Genomic DNA, 17710 nt, shown 5'->3' with positions numbered 1-17710 from the left:
CATGCGCGCCCTCCCGGCCCCCGGTCAGTCGGAGGCGGGCTTCGCCTGCTCGTGCAGCTCGAACCAGATGGACTTGCCCGCGCCGCGCGGATCCACGCCCCAGCGGTCGGCGAGCATCTCCATCAGCAGCACGCCGCGTCCGCTGGAGGCCATTTCGCCCGGGTGCCGCTTGTGCGGCAGTTCGTCGCTGGAGTCCGCGACCTCGACCCGGAACCTGCGCGCACCGAGCTCGCCGGCCGCCTCTGCGACCAGCAGGGCGTCCCCGTCGGTGTGCGTCAGCACGTTGGCGAGCATCTCCGAGACCAGCAGCACCGCCGAGTCCACCTGGTCGGCGTCCGCCCAGTCGTGCAGCAGCTCGCGCACCTGGCGGCGGGCGCCGGCGATGCGCTGCGGTTCGGCCTGGGCCACCGTCAGTACCGTGCGGCGGGCGGGCCGCACCGGGTGGGCGGGCGTACTGCCGCAGTCGGCGCCCGGTCCCTCCCGGCAGAGCAGCACCAGGGCTATGTCGTCCTCGCGGCGGTCCGCCAGCGGGCCGGTGGTGTGGTGCGAGGACGGGCCGTGCACGGCGGAGACCAGCAGGTCGGCGAGCTTCTCCAGGTCCATGCCGCCCTCCGGCGGCCGGGACTCCAGGACGGCCCTCAGCCGGGCCCAGCCGGTGTCCAGGTCGTGTCCGCCGGTCTCGATGAGCCCGTCGGTGCACAGGATCATCGTCTCGCCCGGTTCGAGGGTGAAACGGGTCGTGGGGTAGTCGGTGTCGGGGACGATGCCCAGCGGGAGGCCGCCCGCGGTGGGCCGCATCAGCACCGTCCCGTCGGCCATCCGGACCGCCGGGTCGGGGTGGCCGGCCCGGGCCACATCCAGCGTGCCGGTCTCCGGGTCGCACTCGACGTACAGGCAGGTGGCGAAGCGCGGGCCGGAGAGCTCCTCGTCCCCGTCCGCGTCCCTGCCGCCCGTGCCCGGCGTACGGGACGGGCCCGAGGCGCCCGGGGTGGCGCCGTACGCGCCGTAGGAGTCGGTCAGCCCGGAGAGGAAGCGGGAGGCGCGGGAGAGCACCGCGTCCGGACGGTGGCCCTCCGAGGCGTACGCCCGCACCGCGATCCGGAGCTGGCCCATCAGCCCGGCCGCCCGTACGTCGTGCCCCTGCACGTCGCCGATGACCAGCGCGAACCGGCCCGACGGCAGCGGGATCATGTCGTACCAGTCGCCGCCGACCTGGAGGCCGCCGCCGGTGGGCACGTACCGCGCGGCCACCGCCATCCCGGGGATCTCCGGGCCGAGCGTGGGCATCATCGACCGCTGCAGGCCGGTGGTGAGCTCCCTCTCGGACTCGGCCACGCCGGCCCGCTGGAGGGCCTGGGCGAGCATCCGGGCGACGGTGGTCAGCACGGACCGCTCGTCGGGGGAGAAGGACACCGGGTGCCGGAAGGCGGCCATCCAGGCTCCCATGGTCCGCCCGGCCACGATCAGCGGTACGAAGGCCCAGGAGGACCGGCCGAAGCCGCGGGCGAGCGGCCAGGCGGCCGGATAGCGGCGCTCGTACTCCTCGGGGCTGGGCAGGTAGACGGCCCGTCCGGTGCGGACGACCTCGGCGGCCGGGTAGTCCGTGTCCAGCGGCATCTCGGTGAACGGGCCCTCGTCCCCGGGGTTGTGCCCGTGGTGCCCGATGATCGACAGCCGGTCGCCGGCCGCCCCGAACACCGCGAGCCCGTCCGGGGTGAACCCCGGCATGGACAGCGAGGCCGCGACCCGCAGCACCTCGGCGGTGGAGCGGGCTTCGGCCAGTGCCCGCCCGGCGTCCAGCAGGAACGCCTCCCGGGAGCGCCGCCAGTCGCCGGTGACGGTGGTGTGCGCGGCGGCGGTGCCGGGCTGCGGTGCGGCGATCTCCTGGAGGGTGCCGATCAGCTGGTAGTCCGTACGGCCGTCCGCGGTGACGTTCTCCAGCGGCTTGGAGCGGCTGCGCACGGTGCGCAGCACCCGGCCGTCCCCGTCCATCACCCGGAGCAGGGCCTCGGCGAGGGTGCCCTCGGCGACCGCGAGGTTCACGATGCCGTTGATCTCGTTCCAGTCCACCGGATGGAAGCGGGAGCGCACGGCGACCTCGGGCAGGTCGACGTGCGCGGCGGGCAGGCCGAGCAGCCGGGCGGCTTCGCCGTCGAGGGTCACGATCCCGGAGGCGTTGTCCCAGCGCCACATGCCCGTCGCGGTGGCGGCCAGGACGTCCTCGGTGCGCATTCCGTCATCTTTACAGGTCGTCGGCGCGAGTGGCCCGTTGTCCACAGGACCCGTCCCGTCGTGCACGGGACCGGTCGTCCACGGGACCGGTCGTCCACAGGGGCAGGTCCGTCGGCGGCCCCGTCCCGACCCGGACGGTAACCTTGGTGGGGTTGTATCCCACCTGCTATCGCGAAGAACTGGATGAATGATGCATCGGTACAGGTCCCACACCTGCGGCGAGCTCCGTGCCTCTGACGTCGGCGCCGACGTCCGGCTGAGCGGCTGGCTGCACAATCGTCGAGACCTGGGCGGCATCCTCTTCATCGATCTGCGCGACCACTACGGCATCACGCAGCTCGTCGCCCGTCCCGGCACCGCCGCCGCCGCCGTCCTGGACAAGCTCTCCAAGGAGACCGTGGTCCGGGTCGACGGCAAGGTCGTCTCCCGCGGCGCGGAGAACATCAACGGCGAGCTCCCCACCGGCGAGATCGAGATCGAGGCCGCCGAGGTCGAGGTGCTCGGTGCGGCCGCCCCGCTGCCCTTCACGATCAACACCGACGACGGTGTGAACGAAGAGCGCCGCCTGGAGTACCGCTTCCTCGACCTGCGCCGCGAGCGCATGCACCGCAACATCATGCTGCGCTCGGCCGTGATCGCCTCGATCCGCCACAAGATGGTGGCCCTCGGCTTCAACGAGATGGCGACCCCGATCCTGACCGCGACCTCCCCCGAGGGCGCGCGCGACTTCGTGGTCCCGTCCCGGCTGAACCCGGGCAAGTTCTACGCGCTGCCGCAGGCCCCGCAGCAGTTCAAGCAGCTGCTGATGATCTCCGGCTTCGACCGCTACTTCCAGATCGCGCCCTGCTTCCGCGACGAGGACGCCCGCGCCGACCGTTCGCCGGGCGAGTTCTACCAGCTCGACGTGGAGATGTCCTTCGTCGAGCAGGAGGACGTCTTCCAGCCGATCGAGAAGCTGATGACCGAGCTCTTCACCGAGTTCGGCAACGGCCGCGAGGTCACCTCCCCGTTCCCGCGGATCCCCTTCCGCGAGTCGATGCTCAAGTACGGCAACGACAAGCCGGACCTGCGCGCCAAGCTGGAGCTCGTCGACATCACCGACGTCTTCGAGGGCTCGGAGTTCAAGGCGTTCGCGGGCAAGCACGTCCGCGCCCTGCCGGTGCCGGACACCGCCGCCCAGCCGCGCAAGTTCTTCGACGGCCTCGGCGACTACGCGGTCTCGCTCGGCGCGAAGGGCCTGGCCTGGGTCCGCGTCGGCGAGGACGGCACGCTGACCGGTCCGATCGCCAAGTTCCTCACCGAGGAGAACGTCAAGGTCCTGACCGAGCGTCTGGGTCTGGCGGCCGGCCACGCCGTGTTCTTCGGCGCGGGCGAGTTCGACGAGGTCTCCAAGATCATGGGCCCGGTCCGGGTCGAGGCCGCCAAGCGCGCCGGCCACTTCGAGGAGAACGTCTTCCGGTTCTGCTGGATCGTCGACTTCCCGATGTACGAGCGGGACGAGGAGACCGGCCGGATCGACTTCTCCCACAACCCGTTCTCCATGCCGCAGGGCGGCATGAAGGACCTGGAGGAGAAGGACCCGCTGGACATCCTGGCGTGGCAGTACGACATCGTCTGCAACGGCATCGAGCTGTCCTCCGGCGCCATCCGCAACCACGAGCCGGACGTCATGCTGAAGGCGTTCGAGATCGCCGGTTACGAGGCGGAGACCGTGGAGCGCGAGTTCGCGGGCATGCTGCGCGCGTTCCGCCTCGGCGCCCCGCCGCACGGCGGCATCGCTCCGGGCGTCGACCGCATCGTGATGCTGCTGGCCGACGAGCCGAACATCCGCGAGACCATCGCCTTCCCGCTCAACGGCAACGCCCAGGACCTGATGATGGGCGCGCCGACGGTGCTGGAGGAGGCCCGCCTGCGCGAGCTGAACATCTCGCTGCGCAAGCCGGTCGAGGTCAAGGGCGCGGACGCGAAGCCGTCCGACGCCAAGCCGGTCGCCGAGGCGGTCCACCCGGACGCCGCGCGCTGACGCACCAGCCTTTTGGCATATTCCGCGGGCACGTACCCGCGTGGGTGAAAGGGCCCGGGATCTGCGGATCCCGGGCCCTTTCGCGTGCTTGGCTGCCCGCCATGACGAAGCTGTCGGTGAAACCCGCCGAGTGGGTCGGTGACCACGTACCGTGGAAAGCACCACCGATCCCGGAGGAGGCCGTCGTGGGCGTTGTCGAGGAGCGCGCGGGCGCCTTGCGGCAGGACCAGTTCGAGGAACTGGCCCGATACGGAGATCGGGTGGAGGAATCCCTTCGCCTGGAGTTCATCAACGGAAAGGTGAGGGAAAAGGCCATGCCGGACGGCGACCACGACACGATCATCGAGTGGTTGACCCGAAGGTGCATCCAGGCCGACCAGAACTGGTGGCTCTATGCCGAACGGGGACTGCGCGTCGAGTCCTACCGCAAGGGCAACGCGAGGCCGGACGGCACGCTGGCCCCGAGCGGGGCGTTCGCCGGGCAGGGGGAATGGGCGAGCCCTGACGACGTGCTCATGGTGGTCGAGGTGACCTCGTACGACAGTGACACCGACCAGAGGGACCGGCAGGAGAAGCCGGTGGCGTACGCCCAGGCGGAGATCCCGGTCTACCTGCTGATCGACCGGGAGGTCTGCGAGGTCACGGTCTACAGCGAGCCGGAGGGCGGCAAGTACGGCCGGGCCGAGACGGCGGCCTTCGGGAAGACGGTGACCCTGCCGGACCCGGTCGGGATGGAGCTGGACACCGAGCCGCTGAAGGCGTGGGTCCGCTGAGCGGCTGCCGGGTCGACCGGCTGACCGCCTGACCGGCCGTGCCGCCCCCGGGTGACGGGGCCGGCACGGCCGTGGGTGTTCAGAACCGGTCGAGGACGCCCTTGAGGAGGGCGGCCGAGGTCAGTTCGGCCGGGGCGGGGCCGGCGTGGAAGAAGCCGGCGTTGGGGGCGTCCAGCTTCCGGAGGAAGTCGAACGCCTTGTTGTCGGTGTCGCCGAAGGCGACGAACTGCCAGTGGATGTCGTGCGCGGCCGCGTCGGCGAGTGCCTGCTTGGCCGGCTGGCGGCTGTCGGGAGCGCCGTCCGTCTGGAACACGACGTACGCCGGGCCCTCGTACTGCGACTTCTCGTAGTGCTCCACGACGGCCTCGACGGCGCGGTGGTAGCTGGTGCGGCCCATCCGCCCGAGCTCGGCGTGGGTGCGCTCCACCCAGCCCTCGCTGTCGTCGAGGGTGAGGTCGGCGGTGCCGTCGACCTCCGTGGAGAAGAACACGGTGTGGACGGTGGCGTCCTCGTCGAGGTGCGCGGCCAGGGCGAGCGCGTGGTCGGCGAGGTGCTGGGCGCTGCCGTCCTTGTAGAAGGGGCGCATGGAGCCGGACCGGTCCAGCACCAGGTACACCTTGGCCCGGGCACCCGCCCGGCCCTTGCCGCGCAGCACCTGCCCGGCGGCCTTGTACGGCCCGGCGATCCCGGGCGCACGCCGCTTCACGGCGGCGAGCGCCACCGCGGGGCCGGCCTCCGCCGCCACGTCGGCCGGCTCGGCGGGGACGTCCTCGGCCTGCGCGGCGACGGGCTCGGGGGCCGCCTCCGGCTCATCGGCCTGCGGCTCGGCAGGGGTGTCGGCCGCCGCTGCGGCGACCGGCTCGGGGGCGGCCTCCGGCTCATCGGCCTGCACCGCGGGCTCGGCCTCGGCTGCGACGGGCTCAGGGGCGGCTTCGGCCTCCGCCGGAGCCTCGGCGACGGCGGTGTCCTGCGGCTCCGCCGCGGCAACGGGCTCCGGCACGGCCTCGACCTCTGCCTCGGGCGCCTCGGCGGCCTGGGGCTCCGGCTCGACCTCGGGAGCGGCTTCCTCGGCCTGTGCGGCGACGGGCTCGGGAGTGGCTTCCTCCGCCTGTGCGGCGACCGGCTCGGCAATGGCCTCGGCGGCGGCCGGCTCGGCTTCCGCCTCGTCGGCAGCGGCCTCGGGCTCGACCGCATCGGGTGCGGCCTCGGCGGCAGCCGCCTCGGGCTCGGCCACCTCGGCCTGTGCCTCGACGGGCTCGGCGGCTTCGGCCTGCGCCGGAGCCTCGGCGGCGGCCTCCTGCGGCTCGGCCTCGGCAACCGGCTCCGGCACGGCGACCGGCTCGGCAGCGGGCTCGGCCTGGGTGGCGGCCGGCTCGGCAACGGCCTCGGCGGCGGCCTGCTCGGCAACGGCCTCGACGGCGGTCGGCTCGGCTTCCGCCTCGACGGCAGCAGCTTCGGGCTCGACCGCATCGGCGGCGGGCTCCGGCGCCGGCTCCGCCACGGGCTCAGCCGGCGCAGCCGAATCGGCAGAATCGGCGGAATCGGTCGAATCGACCGGCTTCGCCTGCGCCGGAGCCGCCTCGCGGCGCGCTTCCGGCACGGTCGGGTCCGGCGTGGGTGCCGGGGCGGTCAGAAGGGTGCCGCGGTCGCGCGGAGCGGACTGCGGAGGGACGGTGGGGTTGTCGAAGGACGCAGCCACCAGCGCTTCCGCCGCGTCCATCGGCGTCCGCTCGGCTGCCTGCGCCGGAAGGGCGGGCTGCTGGGTGGCAGTGGCATCGGTAGGGGTCTCCGGAACCGGCTCCGAGGAGCGGCCGAACACCTTGCGCAACAAGCTCCGAATACCCATGGGCGAGCCTTTCGCATGATTAGCGTGCGTCATTTGTCCGTCCTGCGCGGAAGATCCCTGCCCACAGTGGACACGTAAGGTTATCGGCCCCTTGGCTGGAACCTCGGGAGGGGCGCCCTTTCGGGGTGCCTGCCGTACGGGTCCTGGGGCCGCAGGAGTGAACTCCCGCTCTGACCTGTCGCGTTCACGTGGCGTTCACCCACGTGCTGCCGTAGAGGCGCAACACCCTCTTACCGTCACGGCTGGATTCGTTCCGACACGGTGTCGGCGCAGGGGGCGTCGCCGTGTACCTACCCGGAGGACGTCGTCGTGCGCAAGCTGCTGCCCCTTTTGTCCAACAATCACGCGGGCAACCGTTCTGCCCTCACCTGCCGTTACCGCTGCGGTGACGCATGCTTCCACGAGGTTCCCAACACCAGCGACAACGAGTACGCCGGCGATGTCATAGCCAAGGCGTACTCCCGCCGCTCCATGATGCGCGCCGCCGCCGTGGTCACCGTCGCCGGTGCCGTCGGCAGCTCCATCGCGCTGAGCCAGAGCGGTGGCACGGCCGTTGCCGCCGAGGGCGACGCGGCCGCCGCCGGCGCCGACTCCGCCGGGCAGGCCGCCCGCGGCCTCCGCTTCACCCCGGTCGCCCCGAACACCGCAGACCAGGTCACCATCCCCGAGGGCTACGCGCAGAACGTGGTCATCAAGTGGGGCGACCCGATCGTCAAGGGCGCCCCGGGCTTCAACGCCGACAAGCAGACCGCCGCCGCCCAGGCCGGTCAGTTCGGCTACAACAACGACTTCCTCAGCCTGCTCCCGTACGGCAGTGGCTACGAGCGCCAGCAGCTGCTCGTCGCCAACCACGAGTACACCGACGAGAACCTGATGTTCAAGGGGTACGACCCTGCGAACCCGACCAAGGAGCAGGTCGAGATCGCCTGGGCCGCGCACGGCCTGTCCGTGGTCGTCGTCCAGGAGGACCACCGCAGCGGCAAGCTCACCGCGGTCAGCCGCCACCAGCTCAACCGCCGCCTGCACACGACCAGCGAGTTCCGCCTGACCGGCCCGGCCGCCGGCAGCGCCCTGCTGAAGACCTCCGTCGACCCGTCCGGCACCAAGGTGCTCGGCACCCTCAACAACTGCGCCGGCGGCACCACCCCGTGGGGCACCACCCTCCACGGCGAGGAGAACTTCAACCAGTACTTCGCCAACGGCGGCTCCGTCACCGAGCCCGTCCAGGCCGCCCGCCTCAAGCGCTACGGCATCACCGGCGCCGCCTCCGAGCGCAAGTGGGAGCGTTTCGACAAGCGCTTCGACGTCGCCCAGGAGCCCAACGAGTCCAACCGCTTCGGCTGGGTCGTCGAGCTCGACCCGTACGACCCGAACTCCGTGCCGCGCAAGCGCACCGCGCTGGGCCGCTTCAAGCACGAGGCCGCGCAGCCCCGGCTCACCGAGGACGGCCGTCCGGTCGTCTACATGGGCGACGACGAGCGCTTCGACTACTTCTACAAGTTCGTCTCTGCCAAGCGGATGATGAAGGGCAACACCCGCGCCGCCAAGGAGCACAACCTCACGCTGCTCGACGAGGGCACCCTCTACGTCGCCAAGCTGACCGGCGACTCCCCGGCCGACCAGATCGACGGCAGCGGCACGTACCCCTCGGACGGCCAGTTCGACGGCACCGGCCAGTGGATCCCGCTCGCCACCGGCAACGTCTCGCACGTCGAGGGCTTCACCGCCGAGGAGGTGTACGTCTTCACGCGCCAGGCCGCCGACAAGGTGGGCGCCACCAAGATGGACCGCCCCGAGGACGTCGAGCCCTCGCCGCGCACCGGCCGCGTCTACATCGCGCTGACCAACAACACCAAGCGCGGCACCGCCGGCTCGCCCGCCGCCGACGAGGCCAACCCGCGCAACGCCAACAAGCACGGCCAGATCCTGGAGCTCGCCGAGAGCTTCGACGACCCGGCCGGCGACGCCTTCGCCTGGCGCCTGTTCCTGGTCGCCGGTGACCCGTCCGACCCCGCCACCTACTTCGCGGGCTTCCCGAAGGACAAGGTCAGCCCGATCTCCTGCCCGGACAACGTGGCCTTCGACCCGCACGGCAACCTGTGGATCTCCACCGACGGCAACCAGCTCGGCTCGCACGACGGCCTGTTCGGCGTCGCGGTCAGCGGTGACCGCCGCGGCGAGCTGAAGCAGTTCCTGACCGTCCCGCGCGGCGCCGAGACCTGCGGCCCGCTGGTCCAGGACAAGCGCGTCCTGGTGTCGGTCCAGCACCCGGGCGAGATCGACGGCGCCTCCGTCGAGAACCCGCAGTCGGTGTGGCCCGACGGACCGGGCAAGATCGTCCGCCCGGCGGTCGTGAGCGTCTGGCGCAAGGACGGCCGCAACATCGGCGTCTGACACCCGGCGTCCGACACCCGGCGTCCGACACAGGACGTCCGACACACCTGCGCCCCGGCGCGGCCCACCCGGCCGCGCCGGGGCGCCGTCATGGTGCAGTCACCGCGCCGTCACGTCGGGGACGTGATGGCGCGGGCGGCGGCCACCTCCTGGCGGAGGGGCGAGAGGACGCCCGGCTCGCGGGTGTCCAGGGCGGCCCGCACCGCGTACGGCTCGGAGCTGTGGCGGATGCCGTCGGCGAGGCCGTGCAGCTCGGTCACCACGGCGGTGACCTCGTCGGCCGCCGGCGCCGACGCGCCGTGGTTCACCCGGACCCGGGCCGCCGTCGTCGCGTCCACGATCCGCTCCACCGCCACCACCAGCGGCCACCAGGCGGCCGCCCGCGCCCCCGTCGGCGGCGGCTCCGTCAGCGCCCGCTGGAACTCGCAGCGGACGGACGACAGGTCGCGGTAGATCCGCCGCCGGGCCTGCAGCCGGGCCGTGCGGGCCGCCCGCAGGGCCGACTGCGGGTCGGCAGGGGCGCCGTCGGCCCCGGCGCGGGCCGGCAGCGGCCCGAAGGCCCGTTCCACGTACCGCGCCGCGTCGTCGACCGCGTCCGCCAGCCGGTCCCCGATCCGGGTGTGCCAGCTCTCCGGCCACAGCAGGTAGCCGGCCACGAGCACGATCCCGCAGCCGATCAGGCTGTCCAGCAGCCGCGGGCGGATCAGGTCGAATCCGGCATGGTTCAGCAGGTCGGACAGCAGCAGGATGACCGGGGTGATCGCCGCGGTCTGGAAGGCGTACCCCTTCACCGAGAAGGCCGGGATCAGCGCCCCCAGCACGAGCATCACCGGCACGTCCCACCAGCCGCGCGGCACCTCGCCCAGCACCGCCGCCGCGATCACCAGCCCGCCGGCCGTGCCCAGCGCGCGCAGCACCGCGCGGGAGAACACCGACCCGAAGTCGGGCTTGAGGACGAAGGTCACCGTCAGCGGCACCCAGTACGAGTGCTCGACCTCGACCACCGACACCAGCGCCTGGGCGAGCCCGATGCACAGGGCCAGGCGCAGGCCGTAGCGCCAGGAGGCACCGGAGAAGAGCACCGCGCGGGCCGCCCGGCGCACCCGGATCCGCAGGGCGGCCGGCCGGCCGAGCCGGTCGTCGATGTTGTGCCGGTAGGGGTCCCGTTCGGCGATGACCTCGGCCGCGTGCCGCAGCCCGGTGTCGATGGCCCGCGCGGCCTGGACGCCCTCCGGCGGCTCGGGCAGGTCCAGGACCACCCGCTCGGCGCGCTCCGACTCCACGGCCTCGGCGAGCCGCCGTACCGCCGCGGGGATCTCCGGCGGCAGCGGCCGGCGGCGCAGGTGCGCGGCGGGCGCCGCCTCGACCAGCGGGATGACGGCGTTGAGCCGGGCCAGCATCCGCGACAGCGAGGGGTTCTGGCCGTGCACCCGGGCCCGCCGGCCCAGCAGCAGGTCGTACGCCTGGTCGAGCGCCTGGGTGACGGCGTGCCGGTGCTCCTCGTACGCGGCGGGCGGCCCGCCCGCGGCCTCCAGCAGTCCGGCCAGCGAGCGGTACGTCGCCGCCACCGCGGCCCGCTCGGGCTGCCGCCCGCGCAGCGGCCAGCCCAGCAGGGTGAGCAGCAGGACGAACAGCCCGCCGGCGGCGAGCAGCACCGGCGCGGTCCACCAGGGCTCCGGCAGCGGGATGCCGGCCCCGACCACGGCGTTGAGCAGGAGCAGCAGTCCCGCGACGGAGGCGACCGTACCGATCGTGGAGATCATCCCGGAGACCAGCGCGACCAGGGTGAGCGCGCCGACGGCCACCCAGCCCCGGCCGTACACCAGGGCGCCCAGGGCCACTCCGGCCGCGCCGAACAGCTGCGGCACGGCGATGTTCAGGATCCGCATCCGGTACGCGTCGGCGGTGTCGCCGATCACCCCGGACAGGGCGCCCATGGAGACGAGCGCGCCGTACTCGGGCTCGTCCAGGGCGAAACCGGCGGCCAGCGGTGCGGCCAGGGCGACACCGGCCCGTACCGCCGCGGCCCAGGGCACCGGCGCGGAGCTCGGGCGCAGCCCCTTGAGCAGCCATCCGGGCGGGGCGAGCGCACTGCGGCGGTGCCGGTCCTTTCCGGGCCCCGGGGCACCGGCCCCCGGCGGAGTCGGTATCGGTTCCGTGGTCATGCCCTTTCCGTGCCGTTCCTGTGCCGCTTGTACGCCGTTTCCATGCGGTTTCGGCGTCATCGCTCGTGAAGCGGTCCTTCTGCCCCTTCTGCGGACGATCCGAGCTTATGGGGTGCCGGGGCGGCCGCGGGTGCGGCGCAGGCGGCCCGTCAGCCAGGCGGCGAGCGCCACGGCGAGTCCGGCCGCCAGCACCACCCAGGCGGTGGTGCGCAGGAACGCGGTCAGCGCGTCGTACACGGCCTCGGCCGCCGGGCGGTCCACGCCGGCCGGCAGGTCGCGCAGGACCATGTGGCGGCAGACCAGCACCGCGGTCCACAGCAGAACCGCCCCCACGGCCAGGCCCAGCCCGGTGGCCAGGACCGCGCGCCGCCGGTGGACGGCGACCGCCACCGCTCCGGCGGCGAGCAGCAGGGTCAGCACGGGCAGCCAGATGCCGGCGATCTGCAGCATGCGGAAGACCCTCCGGAACGCGCCGAGGTTGTCGTACTCGACGACCTCGATCTGGGTGTGCATCACGGGGATGCGGTCGGCGAACGGCACCCCGTCGGCCACCAGCCGGCCCTTGATCTGCTGGACGACCGGGGCGAGGTCGAGGGTGACGGCGTTGCCCTCGCCGGTGGTGAGCGCCTTGAGGAAGGCGTCGTGCGCGGCCCGGTTGGCGGCGTCCCAGGCGGCCCGGTAGGCGGGGGTGCCGGTGAAGGAGTGCAGGGCGTCGGTGAGCAGGCTCTCCACCCCGCCCTGGAACGGCCCGGCGTCGATCTGCCCGGAGATCGCCCGGGTCGCCTGGGTGACGACCACGTCCTGGACGGCGGGGTCCCGGGCGAGCGGGGACATGGCGGCGGTGTAGCGGTCGACGTCGCCCAGCTCGCGGTCGGCCCAGTACGCGACGGCGCTCAGCGGCACGAGGAGCGCCATGAGCGCGACGAGGACGGCCGAGACGAAGGTGCGCACGTCACCAGGGAACGGCAGGGCCCGGGCGTGCCGCGACCGGTGGTGCTGCGAGCGGGTGCCCGCAGGGCTTGATCTTCATAATCTGGATAGCTAATATCCAGATTATGAAGATGAGCGAGGGCGTCGAGTGGGCCCTGCACAGCTGCGTGAACCTGGCCTGGAGCGGGGACCGGGCCGTCTCGGCGGCGCGCCTGGCCGCCTGGCACGAGCTGCCCCCGGCCTACCTGAACAAGCAGCTGCAGGCACTGGCCCGGGCGGGCATCGTCACGTCCACCCCGGGCCCGAAGGGCGGCTTCCGGCTCGCCCGCCCGCTGGACCGCATCTCGCTCATGGACGTGGTCGCCGCGGTCGAGGGAGCCGAGGAGGCGTTCCGCTGCGCCGAGATCCGGCAGCAGGGCCCCGGCGGGGGCCCGGCCGCCTCCTACACGGCCGACTGCGCCATCGCCCACGCCATGAACCGGGCCGAACTGGCCTGGCGCCGCGAACTGGCCGCGCAGACCCTCGACGAGATCCGGCAGCAGGCGGAACGGCAGGCCCCCGAGGCCCCCGAACGACTGCGCGCCTGGCTCGCGGCCGGCCGGTAGCACGACGCCTTCGGACAGCACCTTCAGGCAGCACCTCCAGGCAGCACCTCCAGGCAGCACCTACGGAAGACACCGAGGAGTTCGCAATGACGCGCAGCATCATCAACCCGGCAGGTCTCCACAACCCCACCGGCTTCGGCTACAGCCACGTGGTCTCCGCCCCCGGCGAGCAGGTCTTCATAGCCGGGCAGTACGGCTCGGACGCCGAGGGCCACGTGGTCTCCGAGGACTTCGAGGCGCAGGTCGAGCAGACCTTCGCCAACCTCCGCACCGCCCTGGAGGCGGCCGGCCTCGGCCCGTCCGACGTGGTCCGCATCGGCACGTACGTGGTCGGGCACGACATGGAGAAGCTGGAGGTGCTCCTCAGGCACCTGCACGCCACCTGGGGCACCGAACTGCCCGCGCAGACCCTGATCGGGGTGGCCTCCCTGGCCCTGCCCGGGATGCTCTTCGAGATGGACGCGGTCGCCGTCCGCGGCTGATCCGCGCCCCGCCCGGCCCCACCGCACCGCGGTGATCCAAGTTGCCCGGTGCGGGCGCCGGGTGTGCCCTTGATGACGGGGGAGAGGGAAGGAGCCCCGTCATGGCACAAGCGGCACCCACCGCACCGCGGCGGCACGCGGCGGAGCGGCAGCACCTGAGAACGAGCGCGTACGCCGGCCCGCTGCTGCTGGGCCTCGTCTACGGCGTCTACGCGGCCTTCATGAAGCGCCAGATGGGTCCCGTCGACGCCGCCAACGTCTTCTACGGAATCCTGTGCGGCGTGATCTTCGCGGGTGCCCTGTTCGCCCTGGACCGGATGGACAGGAGGGTCCCCCAGGAACTGCGCGCCGCCGCGTACGGCGCCTTCGCGGGCATCGCCATGGGGTACCTGTACAGCCTCACCGGGGACAGCATCCTGAGCTCGACCGTGATCGGGCTGCTGACCGGCGCTTTCGTCGGCGCGGTGGCCTTCTACCGCTACCACGTCCGCGAGCCCTGATCCTCCGGCCCGGCCGTGCGCAGACGCCGGTTCCCGTGCCCGTGCGGCACGGGAACCGGCGTTCGCGTCAGTGCGCTTCGTACGGAACCGGCGCGGTGCCGGACTCCGGCTGCTCGTCCGTCTGCTCGGGCGTCCGCTGCCGGTCCGGTTCCGCCGTCCGCCGCTGCGGCGAGGAGGCGGCCGGGGAGGCGGGCGCGGGCGGGGGCGGGGGCGGGGAGAAGCGCGCGGCCTCGGCGCGGAGCATGGCGTTCAGGGCCGCGAAGGGGTCGATGGGCATGACGGCACCTCGGGTGTCGGCTGGTGTCGGTGGGTGGTTCTCCGCTGCTCGGCACCCTCAGCAGCGCAGCACCACGCTCCGAACCACCGCCGGCCGGGCTCCGCCCGGCTCCCTCCGGGTGTCCGGTCCGCCCGGGAGGCCGCGCGCGGCCGGAGCCGCGTCCGTCCGCGCGCCCGGTGCGGGCAGCCGGCCGGCCGGCGTCCCGCGGGCGGCCGGGCGCAGCGCCGCCCGCGGTTCCGGATCCGCGGACGGATCGGGCTCGGCGGGCACGGAGGAGGCGGACCGGGGCTCCGCCGCTCCGGCCGCGGCCGCGGAGGCGGCGCCGGCACCGGGGGCGAAGAGGACGAGCAGCAGCACGCAGGCCACCGTCAGGGCCTTCGTCAGTGCGTACCGCGGACCGATCATGCGGGGGCTGTGCCCCGACACGCCGGGAGGGATCCCCATCGGGTCCCCAGATGCCCCCGGGCGGCGGATGAAGACACCCCGGGCGGCGTACCGCCGGACGGGTGAGGAGCCTTCCGGGGCCCGGTCCCGCTTCCGTCGGACCGCCGTCACACCACCGCCGGACCGCCGTCAGGCCACGGTCGGACCGCCATCGGACTCGGACCGACCCCAACGCCGGACCGGCGTCAGACCGCCACCAACGCCACCGCCGCCGCACCCAGGAGCGCGGCGGCGATGTGCACGGCGGGGTGGCCGTAGTCCCCGGACCAGAGGTGCCGGAACAGTCCGCCGAGGGCGGCCATGGCCGTGATCACGGCGATCTGCGCCGGCAGCGGCCCGCTGGTGAACGGGACCAGGGCCAGCATCCCCGTGTTCAGCCCGAGCGGGGCGGACCCGGTCCAGCCGTGCCACTGCACTACCGCCGCACGTGTCATGTCCCGGTTCCCCGCCCCGCCTCAGGGCCGACGTCAACCCGTCGGCTGCACCGCCTTCCCGCCAGCTTCACGGGCGGCGGCCGCCGGGACAAGCAGGCGTTCGGCAAGAGCTCCGAAGACCAGGCCGAAAGTCGCCCACAGGGTCGCCTGGATCGCCAGCGACACCAGCCGGAACTGCCAGATGAGGCCGGCGGGGAAGTCCGCCGGGACCTCGTTGATGCCGGGCAGGAAGACGTAGGCGAGGGTGACCGCGGCGACGAAGGCGCCGCCGCCCGCCACGCTCGCGTTCCAGTTGCCGAGGACGGGGGCCAGCCGCCGGCCCAGGATCACCGCACCGGCCGCCAGCAGCACGCTCAGCGCGATCATCAGCAGGTAGAGGGCGGTACGCCGGCCCGCGGTCTCGGGGTCGCCGACGGCCGGCGGGTTCGCCGGGTACTTGAAGAACGGCACGAGGGTCACCGTCACGAACAGCGCGCCCGTGGTGAGGGCGGCCGTCGCGCGCGGCGAGAAACGGCCGATCCGGCCCAGCGCGAAGGCGAAGACGAGCGCGGCGATGCCGCCGAGCGCGACTCCGTACAGCAGGACACCGGTACCGAGCCCGGCGGTGGACTGGAGGGCGCGGCTGACCGGAGCCGCCTCGCCGTGGTCGTGGCCGTGGGCGGCGGCCTCCTCGATGGCGATGGCCGCGTCCACCTTCGACTCACCGATCAGATAGGCGACGAGGAAGGCGGCCGCACCGGCCAGCAGGCCGGCGAGCATGCCCCGGATCAGCAGGGCGCGGGGTGAAACCTGGTTCACAGTGGTCCCCTTGGTTCTCCGAGCGGCCGGACTCAGTGGCAGGGGAAGCCGAGCAGGTGGCGGCCGTCGTGCAGCCACTCGTGGACGGTCTCGCCCTCGAACAGGGCGGTGGCGCCCTGCTCGACGCCGATGAAGTAGAGCAGGACCAGCATCAGGACCCCGGTGAAGACGGCCCAGGGGGCGAGGGTCTTGAGGGAGATGGGGGCGACGAGCACGGGGGCATCGGTCGTCGAGGGCACGGCGGAGTGGGCCATGGCAGTACCTCCAGGGGAACACGCGTCCCGGTCAGTGGTGCGCTTTTCGACGGGGGCGGGTCTGACTTTCACAGTGGCGCGACCGTGCCGGATTCTCACCGGTACTTCCGCCGTCCCGTCGTGGGTGTTTGTTTGTGCCGTACGGGACCGTACCGCGCTTACGCTGCCTTTATGAACCCCTCTTCGGTACGAGTTCTGCTGGTCACCCCGCCCCTCGACGCGGCCATGAGGGAACACCGGTTCGGCCCCGAATACGGGGAGTGGGCCGGCCGGACCCTGGACGAGGTCGCCGCCGAGGACCCCGGCGCGGTCCGCAGCTGGCTCACCGACCCCGGATACGCGCCGCCCGGCGGGGAGTCGGTGCTCGACCTCGTCGGACGCGCGGGGCGCTGGCTGGACGGACTGGCCCCCGGCACGCACCGGATCACCGCCGCGCAGTCCTTCGTACGGGCGGCCGTCGTGCACGCCCTGGAGCTGCCGGCCGCGGCCTTCTGGCGGCTGGACGCAAAACCCCGCACGCTCACCGAACTCAGTGGGCGTGCGGGGCGGTGGAACCTGCGGCTGGGCGGGCCCTGCGGGGAGGCAGAGGAGTCCGCAGCCGTGGCCGGAAGCGGGGAGGCTTAGGCCACGATCCAGTCGCTGGTCGCGATCACGGGCTGGACACCGTCACGGTGGATGGTGCCCTCGATCAGACCGTACGGGCGGTCCGCGGCGAAGTAGACCTCGTTGTCGTTCTTGAGGCCGAAGGGCTCCAGGTCGACGAGGAAGTGGTGCTTGTTGGGGAGGTTCAGGCGGACCTCGTTGACCTTCGGGCAGTTGTCGAGGACCCGCTCGGCCATCTGGTTCAGGGTCTGCTGCAGCGAGAGGGAGTAGGTCTCGGCGAAGGCTTCCAGCATGTGCTTGCGGACCTTCTTGTACGAGCCGTCCCAGTCGTACTCGGCGTCGTCGGCGGCGAGGGCCGAGTGCGCCCAGCGGGAGGTGACCTTGGTGGCCAGGATGCGGTCGTACGCCTCCTGCAGGGTCGTGTACTTGTCCTTGATGTAGCCGTGGAACTCGGAGTTGGTCGAGTTCATCACGGTCAGGTCCTTCAGGCCGGAGATGACCTGGAGACCCGTGGTCTCGCTGTACGTGACCTGCGCGGTGCGCACTTCCTGGCCCTTGCGGACGAAGGAGTGCTGCTCCTTGCGGGTCGGGACGGGGATCCGCTCCCAGGCGAACTCCTCGATGCGGATCTGCGCCTCGCGGATCGGGGACTGGGAGGACACGAAGTGCTTGGCGAGCGCGATGCCGAAGGCCTCGGGCGAGGAGATGCCGTGCTCCTTGCCGAACGCGTACACCGTGTTCTTGGTGGTGTCGGTCGGCAGGCAGTTGGTGTTGTCACCGGTCAGGTGGACGTCGCGGAACTCGCCGCGCAGCGCCACCGAGACGTTCAGGTCGCGGATCTCGTGCCAGGAACCGTCGCCGCCCTTGCGGCTCACGACGACGATGCGGTTCTCGGCCTTGCCGTACTGGTTCTGGCCCAGGACGTGGTTGCTCATGCGCTGGATTCCTTC

General features: G+C 72.7%; 17 protein-coding genes. 7 read left to right on the top strand and 10 right to left on the bottom strand.

What is annotated here, in order from left to right; translation table 11 throughout:
* Positions 1-24 precede the first annotated feature (24 nt).
* The gene (locus AB0O36_RS27790; protein ID WP_365114944.1) at positions 25-2232 is read right to left on the bottom strand and encodes a SpoIIE family protein phosphatase; all 2208 of its coding nucleotides are present in this window, start codon (positions 2230-2232) and stop codon (positions 25-27) included.
* Positions 2233-2422: 190 nt separating this feature from the next.
* On the opposite strand from AB0O36_RS27790, the gene aspS reads away from it, so the two are divergent.
* The gene (aspS, locus tag AB0O36_RS27785) at positions 2423-4255 is read left to right on the top strand and encodes an aspartate--tRNA ligase (protein WP_365115007.1); all 1833 of its coding nucleotides are present in this window, start codon (positions 2423-2425) and stop codon (positions 4253-4255) included.
* Between the two features lie 185 nt (positions 4256-4440).
* Positions 4441-5028 carry a Uma2 family endonuclease gene (locus tag AB0O36_RS27780; RefSeq protein ID WP_365115006.1) on the top strand — a complete coding sequence of 196 codons (588 nt, stop codon included), beginning with the start codon at positions 4441-4443 and terminating at the stop codon, positions 5026-5028.
* Positions 5029-5107: 79 nt separating this feature from the next.
* Here the strand turns inward: AB0O36_RS27780 and AB0O36_RS27775 are convergent, their stop codons facing one another.
* A complete protein-coding gene (locus AB0O36_RS27775) occupies positions 5108-6874 on the bottom strand; it encodes a VWA domain-containing protein (RefSeq protein ID WP_365114943.1) in 1767 nt (588 codons plus the stop codon).
* Between the two features lie 309 nt (positions 6875-7183).
* On the opposite strand from AB0O36_RS27775, the gene AB0O36_RS27770 reads away from it, so the two are divergent.
* Positions 7184-9268, top strand: coding sequence for a PhoX family phosphatase (locus tag AB0O36_RS27770; RefSeq protein ID WP_365114942.1), 2085 nt, complete (start codon positions 7184-7186; stop codon positions 9266-9268).
* Between the two features lie 110 nt (positions 9269-9378).
* Here AB0O36_RS27770 and AB0O36_RS27765 read toward each other — a convergent pair whose 3' ends face one another.
* Together AB0O36_RS27765 and AB0O36_RS27760 are read right to left on the bottom strand one after the other, a co-directional pair.
* Positions 9379-11433, bottom strand: coding sequence for an FUSC family protein (locus AB0O36_RS27765; RefSeq protein ID WP_365114941.1), 2055 nt, complete (start codon positions 11431-11433; stop codon positions 9379-9381).
* Between the two features lie 105 nt (positions 11434-11538).
* Positions 11539-12384, bottom strand: a complete 846-nt coding sequence (locus AB0O36_RS27760) for a hypothetical protein (RefSeq protein ID WP_365114940.1) — start codon at positions 12382-12384, stop codon at positions 11539-11541.
* Positions 12385-12494: 110 nt separating this feature from the next.
* Between AB0O36_RS27760 and AB0O36_RS27755 the strand changes: the two genes are divergently transcribed.
* The 3 genes from AB0O36_RS27755 to AB0O36_RS27745 all read left to right on the top strand — a co-directional run bounded on the left by AB0O36_RS27755 (position 12495) and on the right by AB0O36_RS27745 (position 13950).
* Positions 12495-12968, top strand: a complete 474-nt coding sequence (locus AB0O36_RS27755; protein ID WP_365115004.1) for an Rrf2 family transcriptional regulator — start codon at positions 12495-12497, stop codon at positions 12966-12968.
* A gap of 86 nt (positions 12969-13054) precedes the next feature.
* Entirely contained in the window at positions 13055-13450 is a 396-nt protein-coding gene (locus AB0O36_RS27750; RefSeq protein ID WP_365114939.1) for a RidA family protein, read from the top strand.
* Positions 13451-13551: 101 nt separating this feature from the next.
* Positions 13552-13950, top strand: coding sequence for a hypothetical protein (locus tag AB0O36_RS27745; protein WP_365114938.1), 399 nt, complete (start codon positions 13552-13554; stop codon positions 13948-13950).
* Between the two features lie 67 nt (positions 13951-14017).
* Here the strand turns inward: AB0O36_RS27745 and AB0O36_RS27740 are convergent, their stop codons facing one another.
* The 5 genes from AB0O36_RS27740 to AB0O36_RS27720 form a co-directional block, all read right to left on the bottom strand.
* Positions 14018-14227 carry a hypothetical protein gene (locus AB0O36_RS27740; RefSeq protein WP_365114937.1) on the bottom strand — a complete coding sequence of 70 codons (210 nt, stop codon included), beginning with the start codon at positions 14225-14227 and terminating at the stop codon, positions 14018-14020.
* 57 nt (positions 14228-14284) lie between these two features.
* Positions 14285-14632 carry a hypothetical protein gene (locus AB0O36_RS27735; protein ID WP_365114936.1) on the bottom strand — a complete coding sequence of 116 codons (348 nt, stop codon included), beginning with the start codon at positions 14630-14632 and terminating at the stop codon, positions 14285-14287.
* 224 nt (positions 14633-14856) lie between these two features.
* Entirely contained in the window at positions 14857-15105 is a 249-nt protein-coding gene (locus AB0O36_RS27730) for a hypothetical protein (protein ID WP_365114935.1), read from the bottom strand.
* A gap of 33 nt (positions 15106-15138) precedes the next feature.
* The gene (locus tag AB0O36_RS27725) at positions 15139-15903 is read right to left on the bottom strand and encodes a CbtA family protein (RefSeq protein ID WP_365114934.1); all 765 of its coding nucleotides are present in this window, start codon (positions 15901-15903) and stop codon (positions 15139-15141) included.
* A gap of 32 nt (positions 15904-15935) precedes the next feature.
* Positions 15936-16157, bottom strand: a complete 222-nt coding sequence (locus AB0O36_RS27720; RefSeq protein ID WP_365114933.1) for a CbtB-domain containing protein — start codon at positions 16155-16157, stop codon at positions 15936-15938.
* 171 nt (positions 16158-16328) lie between these two features.
* Between AB0O36_RS27720 and AB0O36_RS27715 the strand changes: the two genes are divergently transcribed.
* On the top strand, positions 16329-16781 hold the full coding sequence (locus tag AB0O36_RS27715; protein WP_365114932.1) for a histidine phosphatase family protein: 453 nt from the start codon (positions 16329-16331) through the stop codon (positions 16779-16781).
* Here AB0O36_RS27715 and pucL read toward each other — a convergent pair.
* Positions 16778-17695, bottom strand: a complete 918-nt coding sequence (gene pucL, locus AB0O36_RS27710) for a factor-independent urate hydroxylase (protein ID WP_365114931.1) — start codon at positions 17693-17695, stop codon at positions 16778-16780. The genes AB0O36_RS27715 and pucL overlap by 4 nt on opposite strands.
* Between the last annotated feature and the right edge of the window lie 15 nt (positions 17696-17710).

The organism is Streptomyces sp. NPDC089799, assembly GCF_040684755.1.
In the GTDB taxonomy this organism is placed as follows: Bacteria; Actinomycetota; Actinomycetes; order Streptomycetales; family Streptomycetaceae; genus Streptomyces.
The sequence above is the reverse complement of the archived record's forward strand: the minus strand, read 5'-3'. Positions and strand labels throughout refer to the sequence as shown.

Coding starts and splice junctions, on each gene's coding strand:
- AB0O36_RS27775 (WP_365114943.1), bottom strand. CDS start 6,874: ATGGGTATTCGGAGCTTGTTGCGCAAGGTGTTCGGCCGCTCCTCGGAG.
- AB0O36_RS27730 (WP_365114935.1), bottom strand. CDS start 15,105: ATGACACGTGCGGCGGTAGTGCAGTGGCACGGCTGGACCGGGTCCGCC.
- AB0O36_RS27790 (WP_365114944.1), bottom strand. CDS start 2,232: ATGCGCACCGAGGACGTCCTGGCCGCCACCGCGACGGGCATGTGGCGC.
- AB0O36_RS27765 (WP_365114941.1), bottom strand. CDS start 11,433: ATGACCACGGAACCGATACCGACTCCGCCGGGGGCCGGTGCCCCGGGG.
- AB0O36_RS27750 (WP_365114939.1), top strand. CDS start 13,055: ATGACGCGCAGCATCATCAACCCGGCAGGTCTCCACAACCCCACCGGC.
- AB0O36_RS27745 (WP_365114938.1), top strand. CDS start 13,552: ATGGCACAAGCGGCACCCACCGCACCGCGGCGGCACGCGGCGGAGCGG.
- AB0O36_RS27740 (WP_365114937.1), bottom strand. CDS start 14,227: ATGCCCATCGACCCCTTCGCGGCCCTGAACGCCATGCTCCGCGCCGAG.
- AB0O36_RS27720 (WP_365114933.1), bottom strand. CDS start 16,157: ATGGCCCACTCCGCCGTGCCCTCGACGACCGATGCCCCCGTGCTCGTC.
- AB0O36_RS27735 (WP_365114936.1), bottom strand. CDS start 14,632: ATGATCGGTCCGCGGTACGCACTGACGAAGGCCCTGACGGTGGCCTGC.
- AB0O36_RS27715 (WP_365114932.1), top strand. CDS start 16,329: ATGAACCCCTCTTCGGTACGAGTTCTGCTGGTCACCCCGCCCCTCGAC.
- AB0O36_RS27755 (WP_365115004.1), top strand. CDS start 12,495: ATGAGCGAGGGCGTCGAGTGGGCCCTGCACAGCTGCGTGAACCTGGCC.
- pucL (WP_365114931.1), bottom strand. CDS start 17,695: ATGAGCAACCACGTCCTGGGCCAGAACCAGTACGGCAAGGCCGAGAAC.
- aspS (WP_365115007.1), top strand. CDS start 2,423: ATGCATCGGTACAGGTCCCACACCTGCGGCGAGCTCCGTGCCTCTGAC.